Below are 21,540 nucleotides of genomic sequence, written 5' to 3'. Positions count from 1 at the left end.
ACAAATCCCAAAAATCGATGCAAACTCCCTCAAACTCGGAAATTTGTGGTGATTGTTTGCGCCGACAAAAGTAACGGTGGTGAAAAAAATCTAGAGCGGACCATTTAAATTTGCTAATTTTACTACATATATAAATAAGATAACGCTAATTAAGCGTAACCAAGGTAAAAACCATTCGCCTTGATGTTTTTTTTCATCAAATTCTAACACCTAATTAAGGATTGCTGCTGTTATGACTTCGCAACTTGCCCAACTAAAAGAAATGACTACCGTTGTCGCCGATACTGGTGATGTCCAAGCGATAGCAAAATTCAAACCGATTGATGCAACCACCAATCCGTCTTTATTATTAAAAGCGGCCGAATTAGACAATTACCAGCCGCTTATCGAGCAAGCTGTCGCCTATGGTAAAAATCAAAGTAACGATAAGCAGCAACAAGTCGTTGATGCTGCCGATATGTTATCTGTTTTAATCGGTTTAGAGATATTAAAAGAAATTCCAGGTCGCATATCTACCGAAGTTGACGCTCGACTGTCATTTGATACACAAGCCACAGTGGAAAAAGCGGAAAAATTAATCGACCTGTATCAACAGCACGGCGTGAGTAAAGATCGCATTCTGATTAAAATGGCGTCAACTTGGGAAGGTATTCGCGCTGCTGAAATATTAGAGCAAAAAGGTATTCAATGTAACTTAACGCTGTTGTTCGGGTTTGCTCAGGCACAAGCGTGTGCTGAAGCTGGGGTTTATTTGATATCACCTTTTGTTGGCCGAATTCTTGATTGGTACAAAAAATCGACCGGCAAAGACAGCTACCCAGCTACAGAAGATCCTGGTGTAGTCTCTGTGACCAATATTTATAACTACTACAAACAGTATGGTTACAACACTATCGTAATGGGTGCTAGCTTTAGAAATAAAGAAGAGATTTTAGAGCTGGCTGGCTGTGATCGCCTAACCATTAGTCCGCAGCTACTTGATGAGCTTGAACAAGCTGATGGCGAGGTTATCCGTAAACTCGATGCCAGCATGGCTAGCGGTGAGCGCCCTACTGCTATTACAGAGCAAGAATTCAGATGGCAAATGAACGAAGATGCTATGGCGACCGAAAAACTAGCTGAAGGTATTCGTGGCTTTACCGTTGACCAAATCAAACTTGAAGAAAAGCTTACCAAGATGCTGTAAAAATAGATGAATTAATTTCAACCTTAGCTAACATCTAGCACCAATAAGAGACAACAAGGCGTTGTCTCTTTTTTTATGCCGAAAATCCCCCTCTCTAGCCACCAGTTAGTGTAAAAAAAATGTTTCACAAACAAATCTATTGTGTTATTAAAGAACAGAAAGCGGTTGAACAATAACCTACACCTTTATTGAGCTCTGCTTTATTGACGTAGAAGAACAACTAGGGAGCTTTATCATGGATACAATTGAAAGCATTATGGAAATCATTGAAGGCAAACCCAAGTCAAAGGGAAAACCAAAACGTAAATGGCGAGAGATTGAGCAACTAAAAGAGCAAATGGAATTGGAAAAAGAGTTAGCCTTTTATGAAGGTGAACTCGAAGCGCTACTAGAAGACTAATCACGTTGTGCTACATAGATAAAAGCCTGCAATAAGCAGGTTTTTTATTTTAGTGGCATTGCACAATGAATGAGAAACTTAACCAAAGCGGTACCGCGTCGATTAACAACAACAAATATGATGAAACTCTATCAGCTAACAGCCGCGATACTTTGCGTGATAATCGTCGGCTGCTCTTCTGCACCAACGGTCCATTTAAATCGACTATATTTAAATGAAAATTTGGCTCTTTCTATTCAAGCTAAGCTAGAGAAACAAGGTTTTAATGTTGAAATAAATCAACACGAGTATCCTGCAGATATAACCTCGACAAGTATCGTTTATTCACCATTCGTACGTGATGAGCAAATTGTAGATACTGTTAAAGAAGCCTTACGTGAGCTCAATATTAACGTAGATAACGTCAATTCATTGTTTTCGTCTAATCATTGGTACACGCAAAATACACTGGGCTTATTTATTGTTCCTCAGGGTGTTACCGTCAACAGTGGAAAGAATGTAGCGGATTTAGCAAAACGTTATGAATCGTCACTATGCGAAACGGATATTGCCATAGATTTAATGCCTAATGGTACGTTCAAATCCTTCGAAAAAGGCAACCAGAAGCTAAAAGGTGCATGGTCAATTACAAGTTACCCCTATATCCTTTTGGAAAACAAGCCGACCTATTTTAATTACTATTTTGAAGTTGAAGTGACTGAAGCTACCGATAGAATAGGTAAAGTTCACATCACTTCACTAAAGCCTCTTAGTAATAATCCTTCAATTAAAAAATGTAAGGTGAATTATGGTGTTCGAGCATAAAGTGTACTAGATCTGACCGTTACATGACCGTTACAACCTGAACACGATGCAAAATATCTACTATCCCACCATGCTCATCAAAATAGCTGTAAAACTTATAACATCGACTGATTGCAAATACGCCGTAACACAACGCCTAACAATTAAACAAATGTGACAGACTTCTTTTCAAACAAGCACGAATCCAGCCTTAAAAAAATGTAAACACCAACAACACTTTGTAAAAAAATATTTCATTTAATTATTAAAAATGTTATTAATATGAAAAAACATTGCTAACGAGCTTTATCCGACTTAAGAAATCGGTAAGTTGCTCTACCACAAAACGAAGTAGCATTTCACTAAACAGCGCGTTTCCCGCTGTCAAAAATAATAAAGGTATTTACATGCGCAAGTTTAATCTATTGGCACTTTCTGCCATTACTTCTGCCGTATTATTGACCGGCTGTAGCACCACCCCAGATACGCAAGCACAAAACATGGGGATGTCCATGCCTAAGTGGGTATTAACCCCGCCAGAAGGCAGTGTTTCCTCGTGTGTACCAGCATCAAGCAGTTTCAACATTGACTCGCAACAAGCCGCCACCATGGCGCGGGCTGAATTATCTACCGAGCTGGACATGATGATAAGCAACTTACAGAAAAACATCGCTGATAAAGCTACTGAAGCTGGCGTAACCTTTTCCACCGAAAAGTTCCAATCCGACACCAAAAGCATCACCAGCTCATCACTGCGTGGTACCCGCATCATCCAGCGTGATTATGCTGACATTAACGGTGTGCGTAACTTCTGTGTCCAAGTAGGCATGGCACCAGCGGATTTCGAGCGCATGAAAAAGCAAGTTATCGCCAAAGCGCCATTAACCTTAAGCCCAGAAGATGAATCCAACTTATTGCTGGAATTCACTCGCGAAACATTAAATAACTAATACAAATAGGTTCGAAATGATCTCCTTATTTCCCTTTAAGGATCTACCAGCTAGGCTGAAAAGTGGCTCTTTAGTGATCCTAGGTAGCCTTATTGCGCTTGGGCAATGGGGTGACACCAAAGAAGTGTTAGCCGATGTGTATGTTACGGTGAAATCTGAATTCACCCACGAATACGAATATCAACAATTGGCCAAGGTAAATGTTGGCAACAATATTAATTACGTTGAGCAGTTTTTTGGTGCCCCACAGTTTGTAAAAGCCTCGAAGTATGAGGATACGTTAAAGTTTTATTATTATTTTAACGACAAATTCTTACTGACTTTAGTGGGTAAAGAAAATCGAGTTATGGGTTACACCATTACGTCACTAGAAGACGATTTTGTGCCATTAGATCTGCTCAATAAAGAAACCTCGATCGCAGGCCAAGCCTTAAATGGTAAAACTGCAAAAATTGACGATTACACCCTAGATTACAATAACGTTGATTACCTCTTGATCAGAGAGCAGCAAGGGCGAGAAAACCTATACATCAACAAGTATTTCGGTTCGATTGGCTACGATGGCATATCAGCATTGAATAAAACTGAAGTCAAGTCGATATACGATGCATTGGAAATGGACGTGGAAGATCCGGCCCAAATCAATGACCGCTTAGCTAAGCTTATGGCCAAAACCCAAACTAATTTATATGGCGTGGGGGAATTGGAACTGTCTGTCATCGCCGATTCTGTATTAACCGAATTTGAATTTCTTCTTTACACTAAAAGTCACTAATTAAAGGATTAATTTATGAAAACCATTGCTCTGTCCGTAGCCCTAGGATTGTTGACAGTACACCCGATTGCCGCCGAAGCGTCGTCCAATGGAAAGCCGACATTCGCTGAGTTTTCAAAAAAGCGACTGAAAGAATATCATACTTTTAAAAATGAATACTTAAGTCGATATCAGCAATTTAAGGCCGAAGTCAGAGCAAAATGGGGGGTCGCCGATGTTAGTTCCTCATCTGAATTTATTCATTACTCAGACGATATGAACGTGAAACTCATTGGCGATTTTCAAAATGATTTTGTCGAAGTAAGTATATTAGATACAGAGGGCTTATCCGAACAGCAGATCAGTCAAAAAATAGAACAGACATTAGCACTCAGTTTGGATAAGCCTATTGATGAGGTGGTAAAAGCCGATCCGGTGCTCTCTGCTCTCCCCAAAGCACCAAGCAGTCCACTGGCAGCAGCAAACAACACATTGCTAGATTACTTATCGTCGGATATCAGCACCAGTCCACAAATCTTGTCACAAAAGGCGATATTAGTCACACCTCCTAATCCGGGCCAGGCACTTATTGACAAAAATGTTGGAAAACTTGAACAACAAATTCAACAGCTTGAGCATTACACTGAGCAAGTCAGCCATGCAAATCTTAAAGAGCGCATGCGACAAAAAGACGAAATGGCCGATGCCAAAAACTTGATCACCGAGCTGGAAAAAGAAAAAGAAACATTGACCACCGCCGATGCCGATAAAGTGAATGCCTTATTAGGCAAAAACATGAAAACCTATCGCATTTCGTTGGACGGGGCTCGTGTGAAGCGGGCGGAGCATTTTCTGGCATCGGTAAAAAACAACGCGAACAAATGGCAACTGGATCCAGAATTAATTTTGGCGATCATGGAAACTGAGAGTAGCTTTAACCCGGTGGCACAATCGCCTATTCCAGCTTTTGGTTTAATGCAAGTAGTGCCCTCAACTGCTGGCCTAGATGTGAATCGCCGTAAGTTCCAAGACAATAATAAGCCCTCGCAAGCCACCTTGTTTAACAGCACCGAGAACATTAAGTTTGGTAGCGCTTATCTCAACATCTTATTGACCAGTTATTTAAACGAAGTAAAAAATCCCGTAAGTCGTCTTTATTGCGCCATAGCAGCCTACAACACTGGCATAGGCAACCTAGCTCGTGCCTTTAACAAAGGCGATAAAAACCGTAAAAAAGCCATTGCCGTGATCAATACTCTAACGCCCGATGAAGTGTATCAGGTCATTCAAAAACGTACTCACACAGAAACCCAGCGTTACCTGGTGAAAGTGCTAAACAGTAAGCAATATTTTGCCGAGAAAGTTCAGAGTTTGTAGCTAGGATTCGATCAGTACTCAAACTCTATAAACTTTTATTTAGGGATCACAAAAGCCATGATGAAAACATTATTTTCGACCATCATTGTAACGGTGTCATTCGTCACGAACGCCTATGTCAAAGACATCCAACCACCTTTAGATACCGACGTATTTATCTATGGTGTTGGTTCGGACAGTGTCTATGAACAGGCCAAACAAGCGGCCTTTGCCGACGTATCGCAAAAGCTGTATTCCAAAAACCAGGTCGACACTGAGCTGCATATCGTCAAGGAAAATCACCATGTTTCTGACAAAACCGTGTTTAGAACCCGATCAAAAACCATTCCTATTCAATTTCCACGGGTCGACATTATCCAATCAGAACAGGTGGATAATCGTTGGTGGGTGGTAATCAAAATTGACCGTACCCAACTGTCTCAATCACTACTAAATCAAGTACATGAGAGTGCCGAAGAACTGAGCTGGATGATGGAAGAGTTCATTGATGCGCCTGGCCCTGCCTGTTGGTTTGAACTGTCTAATACCTCTACCGATCAATCCAATCTTTCCGGGCTTATTGGTGCCTATCTGGGCAACGGTGGCTCTGAAGACCAAGTACAAGAAGCCAAGTCGACTGTCGCAAGCTTTGCCAAATTATTTAAAAAATGCCAAAAGCGCAACCTTTATCGCCTAAACATAGTTGGCGACAGTAACGCCAAATTAACTGCCAGCCTCAGGGAACAATTGCAAGGCTCAAAAATACAGCTCACCAACCGCAAAAGCCGCACTGGAGAGGTCAGAATTGTACTAACGATGTCAACCGACGTTGCCTTTAGTCAATACTACGCGAATTACGAAGCTAATATATCATTACTTGATGAGCATGGCAGCGTATTGCAACAGCAAACCATTACATCGCGTGGGGTATCATTTTCTAATACAGCTGGCGCCCAAGCCATGGCCCAAAAGCAACTATTAGAAAATGTGAAAACTCAATTATTGGGAACATAATAATATTCATTTCATGGAGAAAAAAAATGAAAAAACAAATAATAAAAATAGCATCACTCACCGCATTAGCGACCTTAATTACTGCGTGTGGAACGACACCTAAAATCGCCCTGCCAACAGCGCCAATTACCAACATTCCAGCTTTATCGACTTGGAGCGACGATAAGGCTAATTCAGAAAACCTGCAAATATTGGTAACCAGCACCAAACATAAATCGGACTTGTTTGTATCTAATGTTGAAAACATCATCAACACATCTGGTTCTGAAACCGTTGACCGTAACCTAGCTAAAGGTTTGCAAAAAGAAATTGAATTTGCCCAGCAAAATGCTGGTGCCAAAGCCAAGCCTTACACTGGTGAGCAAGTTGCAGATTTCGTGATTATTGCCGATGTCACTTCAGTAGGTTGGTCTAGCGAATATGAACCAGCCAGAAGCTGGACCGACAAAGACGGTAAATCACATACCAGTGCTCCTTACTGTAGTTACAAAGCCAGTGCCAAAGGTACACTAACCATTCGCTCTCTACCTTCCATGGAACGTGTTTCTTACCAGCAGCTAGAAGGTAGCGATATAAGCACCCAAGACAACCCAGCAAGTCGTTCTTGTGATGTGAAAAGCTATGCCTTAGGTGCGATGAATTCAGCGGTTAATGACTTAATGGTGCAAGGGACAGACGAATACCAAAACTTGGTTAAATTCGTCGGTGCACAAGGCAATATCGTTGGTGCACGTACCGCGGAAGGTCGTACCTACTTTGAAACCACTTTAGGTCGTACCAAAGGTGCTAAAGCGAAGTTGGATGTGAAAATCTACCAATTAATTGACGGCGATTTGATTGAGATTGCTGAGGGTGAGCTTTTGGACGACAAAAATGTTCTGCAAAAACGCTCGTTTGTTTATGTGGATGAAGATGTCGTTCCTGCCATCAAAAAAGGTATGATCGTAAAAGCTTCCGGAGGCTGTGAAGGCATGTTCGGTTGCTTAGACACCATCGTTAAAGACGCCAAAACAGGCTTGGGCAACTTATAATTTATTGTTGCACTAAAATAATAAAGAGCCTATGACCATATTATGGCGTAATTAAAGTTAATGGTGTCTTTTTGATTTCCAGAAACTGTTTGGGCTCTTTTTCATTGTATTGCGATCAACTTTGATAATAGGTTAATCGCTCCAAATCATCATGCACAATCCGTAATCAGAGAACTGATTACGGATTTCTTTGAATATAGCCCCCCATTACCGGCGACTTTAGAAGAAAGAGCTCGTCACCATCCAATTGGGATCCGTCATTCAATATGAGAATCTCGGTCAATAGAGTTCTTGTATAGTATGCGCTGCAGAGAAGTACTCTGAAAAAATATTTCCTTCCTAGTGAGAATTATTGTCAATAATCTCATTATTTACGACAGCTCTTGATTGATGTCTTTTTGCTAATGAAACTAATGCGCTAATTCAAAAAGACGACGAGTGATGAATAATCAGCACACCAATCCTTATAAATAACAAATTATATGTGGTGAGCAAATTTCTTGGGAAGGCATTGCGAAGTTAAGTTGGTTTAATTTGTTGAATAAATGACAAACAGATCGTATCTAAAAAGACCGGCTACTGAAACGTTTTGCCCTCGCTAGTGCTGATGCACTGTAAAACAAACAGATCGTATCTCAAAGAACCTGCTACTAAATATATTGAATAGCTTTATAACGTCTTATTCTGTTATTGCTCGCGCCCTTAACAAATCAGTATCCTATTTTTATGCACTTCTGCCAGATTTTTGTAAATTTATTTATTGACTGAGATTCTCATATTGAATGACGGATCCCATATGACATTTCTGTGATTTTTTCATATTTCCTCCGAGATTAATCATCACAGAACTACCTATGTTTGATGGAGGAGAAATTAGCTTTAGGAAGATACTAATTAGAGTCTATTCTGGCAAGATAGCGTGATTTCTATGAAGAAACCTAATGTTTTGCCAAATAAAATAGCTATTTTATTTGCTACAACTGACTACCAATCATAAATAAGCTTTCAACTGTATTTGATATTTGCGATATTAGAAAACAATGTTTAAGTGTGCCTGTTCTTATTGAACTGAAGGTTCACATTAGCAATGTTTTATGACCATGGAGCAAATGATGTTTAAGGAACTTGAACTATACCAATTAACCTCTCTAATTTTAGCTGTTTTAACTGCTGTAACGCTTTTTATAGTGTATTCAACGTCACGGAAACGAAATGAGCTTATAAGTGAAATTGAGCGCAAAGAAAAAGCGCTTGAAAACAAGTCTGTAGATGACATTGTCAGTGAGTTGCAACAATCGTATAAAGAGATTGAACAGAAAATTGTTGCGGGAAAACCTATATTTAGGCAGTTGACTGAATCATTGAAGCAAAAAAAAGAACAACTCAACTATATTGATGTTGGATTGTTACCTCCTACCTATAAATTTGATGACCGCGAGTCGCTAAAAGAAAAAATTGGCGAATGTCTTGATAATCAGTTTAATGTAATAAAACGCGGCGGCGCCACTACTGCGTATTCTGATTGGGAATGGTTTGGCAGCAAAAGCAAAGGTACCCAAATGGTTAATGCGTACCAGAGCCTGCTACTTAAAGCGTTTAATGCAGAGTTTGACGTTATTAGAAAGCAGATGCGACATTCAAGTTACGACACCGCAATCAAGAAATTATATCGACTTGACGAGCAACTAGAAAAACTCGGTGAGACAGCGAATGTAGCTATATCACATGAGTACTTTAACCTGAAAATAGAAGAGCTCCGCATTTGGCATAATGAACTAAAACATAAAGAAGACTTAACGCAAGAAAAGAAGAAACAACAAGCTATCTTGCGTCAACAAGCTAAACAGGCAGGCGGTGATACTGAAGAACTTGAAGATGATATTTATTACCGTAAATCTGATTTGAGAAAGGCTCAAAAACTTGCTCAGCAAATGCACGGTGCTAGCGCTACAGCCATGGAACATGAGATTAGTCGTATGCAAAAAGAAATAGAAAAGCTAGAGACTCAATTTGAAAGAGCAACTTCACAAGCTCAGCTCACAAAAGCCGGTTACATCTATGTCATATCTAATATTGGTAGTTTTGGTGAAGGCGTAGTAAAAATTGGCATGACACGTCGATTAGAGCCAATGGACAGAGTAAACGAGCTTGGTGACGCCAGTGTCCCCTTTAAGTTTGACGTTCATACATTAACGTTTGTTGATAATGCCCCTCGAATAGAAAAAACACTTCATCGTAAATTCAATGATAGACGCGTAAATGTTGAAAACCACCGAAAAGAATTCTTTAAAGTGACTCCACAAGAGGTATCTGACGCAATGGAAGAGCTCGGTATTGAATGCGATTGGTATTTTGATGTTGAGGCTAAGGAATATAGAGAAAGCCTGCTAATAAGAGAGGCGCTAAAACAAGAATCATCTCAAGCCAAAACTGTTTCTAACAAACTGCCAGAGTCAATCTAAAGGAGTCTATGATGTATATTACTATTGGTTTATCGATACTAATTTCAATTTCGATATACTTTTTATTGACTTCACGGTCAAAATTAAATGAGCTTAAAATACAATATGCTAGGGTTGAAGAAACATACGAACCTGCATCTCGTGAAGAGAAAAAACTGGCTGAATTAACAAGTGAGTATCAGAAGTTACAGTCTGATTATCAGGAAAAATTAGCTAACTTGAGAACAAGCGAAAAGCGTTTATCCCATTACTATTTAGGCGTAGGAACCACTGACTCTGTTTCATATAGAAAGCTAGCTAAGGACCATGATATTGGTGACATAGAAGGCCGACTTCAAGACGTCAAAGCTTCGCTAAAACGTCTAATTAGCGAAAAGAAAGCCTGTGTCTGTAGTATGGGTAAAGATGTTGTTGTAAATGGCAAAAAATCTGAAGCAAAAAAGTTATTTAATCGAGAAATTAAACTACGTCTTCGTTGCTTGGATAATGAGTTTAAAGCAGCAAAAGCTCTGGTTGACTGGAATAATGTTAATAGACTCATTCAGAGAACCCAAGAAACGTTCAATGAAATCAATGCATCGGGTGCGATAGTACAAACCTACCTTAAAGATCAGTATTTGAAACTGAAAATTGAAGAGTTAAGGTTAACCTACGAACTAAATGAAGCTAAACAGGACCTTAAAGAAGCTGAGCGAGAAGAAGCTAGTTTAATACGGGAGGCGGAACGGGAAGAAAAACGAATAAAGGCTGCTGCTGAAAAAGCTGAGAAAGATCGCAAATTAATGGAAAAGCTCGTTGCAAAAGAGTTGGCCAAACTGGAGTCGAGTTCTGCAGAGCAAAAAGCCTTATACGAACTTCATAAGCAACAGCTAGAAGAGTTAAAAGAAAAAGAGAAAAGAGCTATCTCCTTAGCCCAAACAACTCGTGCTGGTTATGTGTACATTATTTCAAATACGACTTCATTTGGCGAAGGTGTTGTAAAAATTGGCATGACACGCCGTGCAGATCCAAATGATCGCGTCAAGGAGTTAGGAGACGCATCTGTACCTGAACTCTTTGAGGTACACGCTTTCGCTTTTAGCGATGATGCACCGTCGTTAGAGAAGCATCTTCACAACACGTTTTCAGAACAAAGAGTCAACCTAGTGAATAATCGAAAAGAGTTTTTTACAGTCTCACCTTCGGAGGTTTTAGAGGAACTGAAAGAGTATAATGAGCCTGTTGAGATTGAATTATTTAATGTTGAAGCTATCAAGTGTAAAGGTGAAATGAAATCGCCCAATGAATCATTAACTAAACCAGTTGAGTTACGCTCTAATAAAAAATGCGCAGAACTAACGCCAGTAAATACACCTATCGCCACTTTCCAAAAAAACAAAAAGAAAGAGCACAATGACGTTGTAAAAGAACAAGAAAACGTAAAAGAAAAGCAACAAAAGAAAGAAACAAAGTCTAAGAGTGGTTCTCCACAAAAAACTAATCAGATCAGACTATTTGCAATCAATAAATATCCCAACGATGTCGAAATGCAGCAATATGAATATGAAGAACAGGTAGAGGCAAAGGAGTTCATGGATAGAGAAGCATCTCAGCAAGAAATTAAAGCTTTTGCCGTAAAGAAGTATCCAAGTGATTATTCAATGCAACAATATGTATATGAAGAACAAGTTGAGGCAAAGGAGTTCATGGATATCGAAGCAACTCAGCAAGAAATTAAAGCTTTTGCCGTAAAGAAGTATCCAAGTGATTATTCAATGCAACAATATGTATATGAAGAACAAGTTGAGGCAAAGGAATTTATGGATAAAGAGGCAATTCAGCAAGAAATTAAAGCTTTGGCTGTAAAAAAACACCCTGATGATTTTTCAATGCAGCAATATGTTTATGAAGACCAGGTGGAGGCTAGATAACACTCTGAATCGAAGGATTTAACTAGTGTAGTGGCCAATTTAACTTGACCACTACATACCAAGTTTTGGGTAGCTAGATTTAATCAAAAGAGACTTTTATCTATTGACTGAGATTCTCATATTGACAAACAGATCGTATCTCAAAAGACCTGCTACTGAAACAAGCCTGCGAGCTATTGATAGCCGAACATTTACTGCAAACAGATCGTATCTCAAAAGACCTGCTACTGAAACCTGATAACCTGAGTTACAAAATAAAAGCCTAGAATCAAACAGATCGTATCTCAAAAGACCTGCTACTGAAACACAGGCATTAGTTTACATACGATTAGCGATAATAATACAAACAGATCGTATCTCAAAAGACCTGCTACTGAAACTTCAATTGTGGACGAATTAGGCAATCAATCTAAGGCAAACAGATCGTATCTCAAAAGACCTGCTACTGAAACCTTGGCTCTGGCTTGCCCGTGCGCTCTATTGCGACAAACAGATCGTATCTCAAAAGACCTGCTACTGAAACTAAGTATCTATGCCCAGCTCCTCCGCTACAGCGGACAAACAGATCGTATCTCAAAAGACCTGCTACTGAAACGGTGTAACGTCAACGCTTTAATCTGATCGTCAGACAAACAGATCGTATCTCAAAAGACCTGCTACTGAAACTATCAAGCTGAGTTAGATAGAGGCGGCGTCTATGCAAACAGATCGTATCTCAAAAGACCTGCTACTGAAACCTAGATCCAACTGGTCTATTTGCAGTATTGCTCGACAAACAGATCGTATCTCAAAAGACCTGCTACTGAAACTACTGGCACTCGTTTGGTCGATGAATACGCTGATGTGCAAACAGATCGTATCTCAAAAGACCTGCTACTGAAACTAAACTCCGTTAACCTTTCGGCCTGTGCCATCATGCAAACAGATCGTATCTCAAAAGACCTGCTACTGAAACTACGGAACAGCGTTGATGTTTGGTGGTGGTTCAAACAAACAGATCGTATCTCAAAAGACCTGCTACTGAAACCCATATAAGGCCATCATATAGGGCCAGGTTATTAACAAACAGATCGTATCTCAAAAGACCAGCTACTGAAACTAAAGTTCCAGACAACTAACTATCATTTCTACTAACAAACAGATCGTATCTCAAAAGACCTGCTACTGAAACGCATCCTTATCGACCAAAGTGGCGCGACACATTAACAAACAGATCGTATCTCAAAAGACCTGCTACTGAAACGCATCCTTATCGACCAAAGTGGCGCGACACATTAACAAACAGATCGTATCTCAAAAGACCTGCTACTGAAACTACTTCTCAATGATAAACTCGGCGTACTCTTTACGCAAACAGATCGTATCTCAAAAGACCTGCTACTGAAACACATTTCCGACAACGTGGGGCGAGGGTGTTTGCAAACAGATCGTATCCAAAAGACCTGCTACTGAAACTGTTAACGAAATGTTAATTTATAATACCGTATAATCCAAACAGATCGTATCTCAAAAGACCTGCTAATGAAACCGTCTCTAAGGTCGAATAAACAACTAGCTAAGTTTGTAAAACAGATCGTATCTCAAAAATTTCTGTTAACTTTTTTATTGACTGAGATTCTCATATTGAATGACGGATCCCACTGATTAAATATTTGCAGTTTAACTTGCAACTGGTCATACTTGTCATCCATAGACCCACTATAAATTTATCGGCAATTTTGGTTTTACTAGGTTTTTTATATGACTGTCGCTAATGTCTCGTCTCGAATGGCTCAAGGCTATTCTTTTGCTGAAGAACTCGTCAACTCGATCACCCATGGCGTAGGCGCTTTATTGAGCGTTGCTGCGTTAACCTTAATGATCATTGTTGCCAATGACGCCTTTGAAATGACCAGTGCCATTGTATATGGTACGTCTATGGTACTACTATTTTTAGCATCAACCTTGTATCACGCCATAACCCATCAGCCCACCAAAAAAGTACTCAAGTTGGTGGATCATTGTGCTATTTATTTGTTAATCGCCGGTACTTACACGCCGTTTATGCTAATTAGTATTAAAGGTGCTTGGGGTTATGCGCTATTGTCCGTTGTCTGGACCTTAGCGGTTGTCGGTATTGGTTTTAAGATTACTTTTAAGCAACGTTTTCCCAAGGTATCACTAACAACCTACTTAGCGATGGGCTGGTTGGTGATCATTGCCGCGCCACAAATGTTAGCTAATGTGGCTACAGGCGGGCTAATTTTGTTGGCCAGTGGTGGCGCTGCCTACACCTTAGGTGCCGTTTTTTACGCATTCAAACGATTACCATTTAATCATGCCATTTGGCACGTGTTTGTTCTTGCTGGCAGTATATGCCACTTTTTAGCTATTTACCTTTACGTAATAGGCTGATCTTTGTAATTATAAAACAGTGACTTAAGGCTATTACATCACGGCAACGTTAGCAGGCAAGAATCGCCGAATAACTGCCTCTATACTTATTTCATCAAATACAGTCACTCAACATCAATGATGTGAGTGAGCGATAATCAGGATACTTTATGCAATTTGCAGAAATCACCGGCTGGGGCAAATATACGCCACCAAGCGAACTAAGCAATCATGATTTAACCACCTTTATGGATACCAGTGACGAGTGGATAACCTCACGCACCGGCATAAAGAGTCGTCGTATTTCGCATATTAATACCGCTGAAATGGCATCATTAGCAGCCAAACAAGCTCTAGCGCGTGCGGGCTTAAGTGCTGATGATATTGATATGATCGTTGTTGCAACATGTACTCCAGATATTTTAGTGCCTAATACGGCCTCTAAAGTACAACAGCTACTCGGTTCAAATAACGCTGCATGTTATGACATCAGCGCAGCATGTTCTGGCTTTTTGTATGGCTTGCAATCGGCAACGGCACAAGTGCGTATGGGCATGGCGAAGAACGCTCTGGTTATTGGTGCAGAGCGCATGAGCTGGTTTATTAACTGGGCTCGTCGTGATACGGCGGTATTGTTTGGTGACGGTGCTGGTGCGGTAGTTGTGCAAGCAAGTGACAAACCAGTAGGCTTATTACAGTCAAAGATTGGCTGTGATTCATCAGCTCGCGATATTTTAGCGGTGAATAATTTCGGCACAGACATGGATCGCTATGTGAACCCACCAGGTGCTCTTGATCTAAGTTTCCAAGGTCCGGAGATATTTAAGCGTGCCGTTAAAGGTATGGGCAGAGCAACAGAGCACGTGTTACAAGCGGCTAACCTATCCGTTGACGACGTTGATGTATTAGTGCCACATCAAGCTAATGCGCGAATTATAGAAACGCTACAAAAGCAATTAAAAGTGGCCGATGATAAAGTCATGGTCAACATCGATAAATACGGTAACACCTCTGCCGCGACCATCCCAATCGCCCTATGCGAAGCTGTTGAGCAAGGTCTAGTTACCCCAGGTGCAAATATTATGAGCGCTGCTTTTGGTGCGGGCCTAACATGGGCTGCTGCCTACATAAAATGGGGTGAGCGAGTGACGCCTATCAATGACTATGAGCAAAGCGAACAACAGTGTGATAAATCGGCGTTAGAATTAACGGCCATCGCCCGTGAGCATTGTTTGCAAAATCAAGAATAAAGCGCATCAATTAAGTGTTTCCAAACAAAGGCATATAACAACTTATATGCCTTTGTTATTTTGCGCCAGCAATGACTGACAAGCCAATTTCAACGCCTTTATGCAAGCCTTCCTTCCCGGTAAATTAAACATCTTACTTAGCTCTGGCCAGCTTTTTCTGTCGATAAGCTTGGCAACGAGAATATCTTGCTCGGTTTGGTTTAGATTGATTAGCAACTGTTCGTTAATGGCTTTTGATAGCAGTCGGTACATTGCAGGGGCGCAGCTTGAATAAACTCGGGCACCGTTAATAAAATCAATACACGCTTTGGTATCGCGCCGATACGCGTTTTCATCATTTTGTTGTACATCAGCGTTATCGCTTAATGAAGCTGATTGACAGGCTCGCATAGATAGCATCGTTTGCTTAGCTTGCTGTGCCAACACATCTGCAATTAACTGTTGTACCTCCGGTTGCAAGCCTATTAGCTCTTCACCGAGATAAAAATCAAAATCCTCGCCAAATTGATGTTGTACCGCCTGACAAAATTGTTTACCTCTTGCAGTAAGTCCTTTTATGACCATCGCCGAATGCTCGCCACTGGCCTTATCTTTGGTAAATCCGATGCGAGCTAGAGAAAAGCGGTTATCAAACCAAAAATTCCCCAACTCTTCGTTTATGCCAAAGCTAGAACCAAGGACATCGGCTCCCAGTCGATTGGCATATTCTTGATTTGCCTTTAATAGCTGATGACCAAGCCCTTGGCGCTGCAAGCTAGGGTGGACAGCGATACGAACAATGCGAGCATAACGATATTCAAAAGCTTGTGGAAAACCACAATGAGTTAATAGTGACTGCGGTAATAAATGCCCTTTTGGACGCCGGACTCCCCGTTTAATGTCCTCAACCAAGTTATTATCTATGTCACCTTCGACTAAAATCAGTGATACGGCCACAACCTGCTTACCAGTACGCAATAGTTGAATATAGACATCAGGATTATCCAGTAACATTTTTAAGTCGCTGGGCTTGGTTTGATAGTGTGCGGTAACCAACAAGGCAAACACTTGGCGCAGTAAATCAACATCATTAAGTAAGTGCTCACCAGGCATCTCAACAATATCTCTGCTCTGTGGGATTTGCTTGTTAACGTCGTCGTTAACATCGGCATTTAGCAATAAGGCATCAAAACAAAACTGCTCAAGTAAATCATTACTGGCCCAGCGCACCGGGTGTTTAAGGTGAAGCAATTGAGGCGTAGCAAAACGCTCGCGTAATGAGGTTAAAAATTTTTGACTAAAGCCACGTCCGGCTCCCTCGTAACCATGAATCGTCGAGGAAAACACCACTGGTTTATAGCCTTCAACCAGTTCACTTAGCATAGGAACAGGTATGCCTGCAGCTTCGTCAACTAACAGTAAATCACAGGCTCTCGGCTCGCGGAGCAATACGTCAATGGGTACAAATTGAATCGTTGTTTGTCCATATTCCAGTTGCCAACTTTGCCATGTAAGTTTAGGAAAGCATAGATTAAGTTGGCGAAAAAACACCTGCAAGTTATCAGTGTGCGGTGCGGTGACAACGATATTTGCAACTCGAGCATGGTGCATATTGGTTAACGCCAACTGAGCACACGCTATTGCCAATGCTGATGACTTGCCTCTACCGCGATCAGCAGTAACAACCAAGGGCGCATATCGTTGTTCTCTATAACGTCTATGTTCAGTGTTATTGTTATTAACGCAGTTAACAATGCATTGCACCGCATAATATTGCTCATCACTGATACACCAACGGGCAACAATCTCTTGTTGCTCAGTCAATGATATTGGTGCCGATGATGAAGGTAATAGAAGAGAGTTTTTTTGCGGGATTGAGGCAACCGGCAAAGATATATCATCTTTAAACTGAGATACTGCTTTTGAGAATTTCGGTTGCTGTTCAATAAGTTCTGCACCGTTATGGTGTTGGCAACATTCTAGCAAATACTGCAAAAAACAACTGTCGTTAATTGCCTTAGGACTTATCAAGATGATCGCTAAACCACCTTGCATTACCGTGCCAGATAACGCTGCAAAAGCATCGACATGGAAATCGTCCCCTGCATAAAAAAATAAATGCTGACATTCACGTCCTAAACTTTGTCGATAAGTTTTATCGCTAACATGGCGCGTAAGAGCTGACTTTTGAGCACTAGCTGATACATTGACTGTCGAACCGTTGTGTAATCCTGTCTTGGCGTCTGGCAATGTTTCATCATAAATACAAACTTCAAACGGCTTAGATGTAAGCATCTGAGCGTTCAGGATGTCATCGCAAATAGCCTTGTGCCATGTTGAATCGCCTATTGCAAATAGCAACAATCGTTGTTTTTTTATGGCAACTTGTTGGGCAATCGCTTGCACACAATGATTAACGGAGACGATAAATTACACCTGTATTTTGATAATTAAACGATGGCATTTTAGCAAATAACATTAACCGATAAAAAGCATCAGATTATGGTTAAATTGACGATAGCATTTTATGGCTAAATAACCGCCAACGTCTACACTTAAAAGCAGTGGCGCGAATAGCGCTCGTCGTCGCTGTGCAACAATCTCCAACTTGTACGGCGTCGTTAACAGCAAATTTGCTAGGTGTATTATGACGAACGAAAGTTACTCAGAGGTGACCAAAAGGGATGAACGTCACAGTTTTATTTTTTTAGCGGTTTTTCTTGCCCCAATCCTTGCCGTGATGGTCGTTGGTGGCTATGGCTTTATTATATGGATAAGCCAAATGATTTTTGGACCACCTGGTGTATAGCTAATGAGCGACGCACGCGAGTCAATCAGCATTTCTCGGCGAAATTTTTTTCGCGGTAAAAAGATGTTATCGACACCTAACTTTCGCTTACCTTGGGTGCTCAATGAAGCAATATTTTTGCAAGGGTGTACTCAATGTGGCGATTGCATTAGCAGCTGCCCGGAAAAAATCATTAGCAAAGATGACGATGGCTTCCCTAAAATCGATTTTTTTCAAGGTGAATGCACCTTTTGTCAGCGCTGTGTTGATGTGTGCCAACAACCATTATTTACCGCACCTAGTGAAACCACTCCCTGGCAAGGGCACCTCAATATCAAAGACAATTGCTTAGCCAGCAACAATATCTTATGTCAAAGCTGTCAAGATAGCTGTGAACAACAGGCGATAAGCTTTGTTTATCGCAGTGCTATTCCAACCCCCGAAATAAATCAAGACAACTGCAACGCATGTGGTGCATGTATTAGCGTCTGCCCAAGTCAATCCATTGAACTGCTCAAACTAGAGAGTAATCCGTCATGAACGTAAACAAAGAATATCATGTCGCAAGCTTTGTGAGTCAAATTGATCCTGGTGCGAAGCAACAGGCAACCGAGGCCATAGAGTCTATTCCTGGCGCTGAAATTCACATCACCAGTGAAACCGGTAAAGTGGTATTTACTATCGAAGCTGACAACCACCGCGTTATCGGTCAATTTGCCGACGAACTTAAATTACAACCGGGGATATTAACCGTTGCCCCCGTTTATCATCAATATTTACAGGAGTAAGCATCGATGGCTATCAAACTCAATCGCCGCGAATTTATAAAAGCTAATGCCATAGCAATCGCCGCGGGTGCTGCCGGTGTCGCGGTACCCGCTAGTGCGTCTAATTTGATTACTAGCTCCAACATTACTCGTTTAAAATGGGAGAAAGCACCGTGTCGCTTTTGTGGTACCGGTTGTAGCGTCAATGTCGGCACATTAGACAACAAGGTTGTCGCCACCCATGGCGACATAAACTCGCCGGTAAACAAAGGCTTAAACTGCGTTAAAGGGTATTTTTTATCAAAAATAATGTACGGTAAAGACCGTTTAACACAACCGTTATTAAGGATGAAAAACGGCCAGTACGATAAAAACGGCGACTTCGCACCAATCTCTTGGCAACAAGCTTTCGATATTATGGAGCAAAAAGCGAAAGCTGCACTTCAAGAACATGGCCCTTCTGGCGTCGGGATGTTCGGCTCCGGGCAATGGACAGTTTTTGAAGGATATGCTGCAGCCAAATTATATAAAGCAGGCTTTCGCTCAAACAATATCGACCCCAATGCCCGACATTGTATGGCTTCTGCGGTGGTTGGCTTTATGCGCACCTTTGGTATTGATGAGCCGATGGGTTGCTATGATGACATTGAAAGCGCAGATGCCTTTGTTTTATGGGGTTCTAATATGGCAGAAATGCACCCCATTTTATGGACTCGTGTCACTGATAGAAGATTAAGTGCACCACACGTTAAGGTTGCCGTACTATCCACCTTTAAGCATCGCAGTTTTGAACTCGCCGATAATCCGATGGTGTTCGTACCACAAACCGATTTAGCGATTCTCAATTATATCGCCAATTACATCATCAAAAATAACAAAGTAAATAAAGACTTTGTTAATAAACATACCAAATTCAAACTCGGTAATGTAGATATTGGTTATGGCTTACGCGACGAACATCCGTTGCAACAAAAAGCTAAAAACGCTGACAAAGCTGGTGGCGCACAAGATATTTCTTTTGCCGAATACGCTGAATTTGTCAGTGCTTACAGCGCTGATTATGTCTCTAAACTATCTGGGGTTCCTATTGAGAACCTTGAGCGATTAGCCGAAATGTACGCTGATCCAAATACCAAAGTTACGTCATTTTGGACCATGGGCTTTAACCAACACACCCGTGGCGTTTGGGCCAACAACATGGTTTACAATATTCATTTGCTCACAGGTAAAATATCCACACCTGGTAACAGTCCGTTTTCACTCACGGGTCAGCCATCTGCATGTGGTACCGCCCGAGAAGTCGGCACCTTTTCACACCGTTTACCGGCCGATATGGTGGTAACTAACGACAAGCATCGTGAATTTTCTGAGAAAAAATGGAAACTCCCAGCGGGTACCATCCCCGCGAAACCAGGCTACCATGCGGTACAACAAAACCGTATGTTAAAAGACGGCAAACTCAATTTTTATTGGGTGCAATGTAATAACAATATGCAAGGTGCCGCCAATATCAATGAAGAAGGTTTCCCTGGCTATCGTAATCCGAAAAACTTTATTGTTGTCACCGATGTATACCCTACGGTAACAGCCCAGGCGGCCGATCTCATTTTGCCTGCGGCTATGTGGGTTGAAAAAGAAGGCGTTTATGGCAATGCTGAGCGACGCACTCAGTCTTGGTATCAACAAGTGTCTGCTCCTGGCGAGGCAAAATCTGATTTATGGCAATTAGTTGAGTTTTCAAAACGCTTTAAAACCGATGAAGTTTGGCCCCAAGAGTTACTAGATAAAAACCCCAAATACAAAGATAAGACTTTATACGATGTATTGTTCGCCAACGGCCAAGTCGATAAATACTCGCTTGATGAAGTCCCCGACGATAGACTTAACCAAGAAGCTCGTGATTTTGGTTTTTACATACAAAAAGGCTTATTTGAAGAGTACGCTAGCTTTGGTCGTGGCAAGGCGCACGACTTGGCACCATACGATGAATATCACAAAGTAGCCGGTTTGCGCTGGCCAGTGGTCGACGGTAAAGAAACCTTGCGCCGATTTAAAGAAGGATCGGATCCTTATGTAAAACCTGGTTCTGATTTTGAATTTTACGGTCACCCAGATGGCAAAGCGGTTATTTTTGCTCTACCTTACGAACCACCAGCCGAAGCACCGGATGATGAATACGATATGTGGCTATCAACTGGACGTGTACTAGAGCATTGGCATTCAGGTTCAATGACCCAACGAGTCCCTGAGCTTTACAAGGCAGTTCCGGATGCCGTTCTGTACATGCACCCTGACGATGCTAAGGAACGCGGCATGCGCCGAGGTGATCTCATTAAGGTTATTTCACGTAGAGGAGAAGTACAAACCCGAGTAGAAACACGTGGCCGCAATAAGCCACCTAAGGGTCTTGTCTTTATGCCTTGGTTCGATGCGAGTCGACTTGTTAACAAAGTAACATTAGACGCAACCGATCCATTATCTAAGCAAACCGACTTCAAAAAATGTGCGGTTCGACTTGAAAAAGCCTAAGGAGAAGA

General features: G+C 41.2%; 17 protein-coding genes and 1 CRISPR repeat array. Of the genes, 16 read left to right on the top strand and 1 reads right to left on the bottom strand.

Annotated features, from left to right (window positions below):
* The first annotated feature begins 232 nt into the window (after positions 1-232).
* From tal to ACAX20_RS03645, 12 genes are all read left to right on the top strand, one after another.
* The gene (gene tal / locus ACAX20_RS03700) at positions 233-1,186 is read left to right on the top strand and encodes a transaldolase (RefSeq protein ID WP_371188717.1); all 954 of its coding nucleotides are present in this window, start codon (positions 233-235) and stop codon (positions 1,184-1,186) included.
* Positions 1,187-1,421: 235 nt separating this feature from the next.
* The gene (locus ACAX20_RS03695; protein WP_371188716.1) at positions 1,422-1,586 is read left to right on the top strand and encodes a DUF3545 family protein; all 165 of its coding nucleotides are present in this window, start codon (positions 1,422-1,424) and stop codon (positions 1,584-1,586) included.
* Between the two features lie 69 nt (positions 1,587-1,655).
* Positions 1,656-2,390, top strand: coding sequence for a hypothetical protein (locus tag ACAX20_RS03690; RefSeq protein WP_371188715.1), 735 nt, complete (start codon positions 1,656-1,658; stop codon positions 2,388-2,390).
* Between the two features lie 386 nt (positions 2,391-2,776).
* Entirely contained in the window at positions 2,777-3,319 is a 543-nt protein-coding gene (locus ACAX20_RS03685) for a hypothetical protein (RefSeq protein ID WP_371188713.1), read from the top strand.
* 73 nt (positions 3,320-3,392) lie between these two features.
* The gene (locus ACAX20_RS03680; protein ID WP_371188711.1) at positions 3,393-4,094 is read left to right on the top strand and encodes an ETEC_3214 domain-containing protein; all 702 of its coding nucleotides are present in this window, start codon (positions 3,393-3,395) and stop codon (positions 4,092-4,094) included.
* A 15-nt stretch (positions 4,095-4,109) separates the two neighbouring features.
* Positions 4,110-5,450, top strand: a complete 1,341-nt coding sequence (locus tag ACAX20_RS03675; protein ID WP_371188709.1) for a transglycosylase SLT domain-containing protein — start codon at positions 4,110-4,112, stop codon at positions 5,448-5,450.
* 57 nt (positions 5,451-5,507) lie between these two features.
* Positions 5,508-6,443: a hypothetical protein gene (locus tag ACAX20_RS03670; protein ID WP_371188707.1), complete on the top strand. Its 936-nt coding sequence runs from the start codon at positions 5,508-5,510 to the stop codon at positions 6,441-6,443.
* A gap of 26 nt (positions 6,444-6,469) precedes the next feature.
* Entirely contained in the window at positions 6,470-7,474 is a 1,005-nt protein-coding gene (locus tag ACAX20_RS03665; protein WP_371188705.1) for a hypothetical protein, read from the top strand.
* Between the two features lie 1,094 nt (positions 7,475-8,568).
* Positions 8,569-9,936: a DUF4041 domain-containing protein gene (locus ACAX20_RS03660; RefSeq protein WP_371188703.1), complete on the top strand. Its 1,368-nt coding sequence runs from the start codon at positions 8,569-8,571 to the stop codon at positions 9,934-9,936.
* An 8-nt stretch (positions 9,937-9,944) separates the two neighbouring features.
* The gene (locus ACAX20_RS03655; protein ID WP_371188701.1) at positions 9,945-11,846 is read left to right on the top strand and encodes a GIY-YIG nuclease family protein; all 1,902 of its coding nucleotides are present in this window, start codon (positions 9,945-9,947) and stop codon (positions 11,844-11,846) included.
* A 125-nt stretch (positions 11,847-11,971) separates the two neighbouring features.
* Positions 11,972-13,233: direct repeats of the CRISPR family, unit length 37 nt; unit sequence CAAACAGATCGTATCTCAAAAGACCTGCTACTGAAAC.
* Positions 13,234-13,586: 353 nt separating this feature from the next.
* A complete protein-coding gene (trhA, locus tag ACAX20_RS03650; protein WP_371188699.1) occupies positions 13,587-14,240 on the top strand; it encodes a PAQR family membrane homeostasis protein TrhA in 654 nt (217 codons plus the stop codon).
* A 149-nt stretch (positions 14,241-14,389) separates the two neighbouring features.
* Positions 14,390-15,469, top strand: a complete 1,080-nt coding sequence (locus tag ACAX20_RS03645) for a ketoacyl-ACP synthase III (RefSeq protein ID WP_371188697.1) — start codon at positions 14,390-14,392, stop codon at positions 15,467-15,469.
* Between the two features lie 42 nt (positions 15,470-15,511).
* On the opposite strand, the gene ACAX20_RS03640 is transcribed toward ACAX20_RS03645, so the two are convergent.
* Positions 15,512-17,854 carry a GNAT family N-acetyltransferase gene (locus ACAX20_RS03640; protein ID WP_371188695.1) on the bottom strand — a complete coding sequence of 781 codons (2,343 nt, stop codon included), beginning with the start codon at positions 17,852-17,854 and terminating at the stop codon, positions 15,512-15,514.
* 241 nt (positions 17,855-18,095) lie between these two features.
* Between ACAX20_RS03640 and napE the strand changes: the two genes are divergently transcribed.
* The 4 genes from napE to napA are packed head-to-tail and all read left to right on the top strand — an operon-like array spanning position 18,096 to position 21,532.
* Positions 18,096-18,257, top strand: a complete 162-nt coding sequence (gene napE / locus ACAX20_RS03635) for a periplasmic nitrate reductase, NapE protein (RefSeq protein WP_371188693.1) — start codon at positions 18,096-18,098, stop codon at positions 18,255-18,257.
* A gap of 3 nt (positions 18,258-18,260) precedes the next feature.
* Positions 18,261-18,776, top strand: a complete 516-nt coding sequence (napF, locus tag ACAX20_RS03630; protein ID WP_371188691.1) for a ferredoxin-type protein NapF — start codon at positions 18,261-18,263, stop codon at positions 18,774-18,776.
* Positions 18,773-19,024: a chaperone NapD gene (locus tag ACAX20_RS03625; RefSeq protein WP_371188689.1), complete on the top strand. Its 252-nt coding sequence runs from the start codon at positions 18,773-18,775 to the stop codon at positions 19,022-19,024. The genes napF and ACAX20_RS03625 overlap by 4 nt, the downstream gene beginning before the upstream one ends.
* Before the next feature lie 6 nt (positions 19,025-19,030).
* The gene (gene napA / locus ACAX20_RS03620) at positions 19,031-21,532 is read left to right on the top strand and encodes a nitrate reductase catalytic subunit NapA (RefSeq protein WP_371188687.1); all 2,502 of its coding nucleotides are present in this window, start codon (positions 19,031-19,033) and stop codon (positions 21,530-21,532) included.
* Positions 21,533-21,540: the final 8 nt, after the last annotated feature.

It is taken from the genome of Thalassotalea sp. Sam97, from assembly GCF_041379765.1.
Classification (GTDB): Bacteria; Pseudomonadota; Gammaproteobacteria; order Enterobacterales; family Alteromonadaceae; genus Thalassotalea_A; species Thalassotalea_A maritima.
The sequence above is the reverse complement of the archived record's forward strand: the minus strand, read 5'-3'. Positions and strand labels throughout refer to the sequence as shown.

What these genes read in the sequence shown, in the direction of transcription:
- trhA (WP_371188699.1), top strand. Translation starts at nt 13,587, where the DNA reads ATGACTGTCGCTAATGTCTCGTCTCGAATGGCTCAAGGCTATTCTTTT.
- napF (WP_371188691.1), top strand. Translation starts at nt 18,261, where the DNA reads ATGAGCGACGCACGCGAGTCAATCAGCATTTCTCGGCGAAATTTTTTT.
- napA (WP_371188687.1), top strand. Translation starts at nt 19,031, where the DNA reads ATGGCTATCAAACTCAATCGCCGCGAATTTATAAAAGCTAATGCCATA.
- napE (WP_371188693.1), top strand. Translation starts at nt 18,096, where the DNA reads ATGACGAACGAAAGTTACTCAGAGGTGACCAAAAGGGATGAACGTCAC.
- ACAX20_RS03685 (WP_371188713.1), top strand. Translation starts at nt 2,777, where the DNA reads ATGCGCAAGTTTAATCTATTGGCACTTTCTGCCATTACTTCTGCCGTA.
- ACAX20_RS03660 (WP_371188703.1), top strand. Translation starts at nt 8,569, where the DNA reads ATGACCATGGAGCAAATGATGTTTAAGGAACTTGAACTATACCAATTA.
- ACAX20_RS03645 (WP_371188697.1), top strand. Translation starts at nt 14,390, where the DNA reads ATGCAATTTGCAGAAATCACCGGCTGGGGCAAATATACGCCACCAAGC.
- ACAX20_RS03695 (WP_371188716.1), top strand. Translation starts at nt 1,422, where the DNA reads ATGGATACAATTGAAAGCATTATGGAAATCATTGAAGGCAAACCCAAG.
- ACAX20_RS03625 (WP_371188689.1), top strand. Translation starts at nt 18,773, where the DNA reads ATGAACGTAAACAAAGAATATCATGTCGCAAGCTTTGTGAGTCAAATT.
- tal (WP_371188717.1), top strand. Translation starts at nt 233, where the DNA reads ATGACTTCGCAACTTGCCCAACTAAAAGAAATGACTACCGTTGTCGCC.
- ACAX20_RS03655 (WP_371188701.1), top strand. Translation starts at nt 9,945, where the DNA reads ATGATGTATATTACTATTGGTTTATCGATACTAATTTCAATTTCGATA.
- ACAX20_RS03690 (WP_371188715.1), top strand. Translation starts at nt 1,656, where the DNA reads ATGAGAAACTTAACCAAAGCGGTACCGCGTCGATTAACAACAACAAAT.
- ACAX20_RS03665 (WP_371188705.1), top strand. Translation starts at nt 6,470, where the DNA reads ATGAAAAAACAAATAATAAAAATAGCATCACTCACCGCATTAGCGACC.
- ACAX20_RS03670 (WP_371188707.1), top strand. Translation starts at nt 5,508, where the DNA reads ATGATGAAAACATTATTTTCGACCATCATTGTAACGGTGTCATTCGTC.
- ACAX20_RS03675 (WP_371188709.1), top strand. Translation starts at nt 4,110, where the DNA reads ATGAAAACCATTGCTCTGTCCGTAGCCCTAGGATTGTTGACAGTACAC.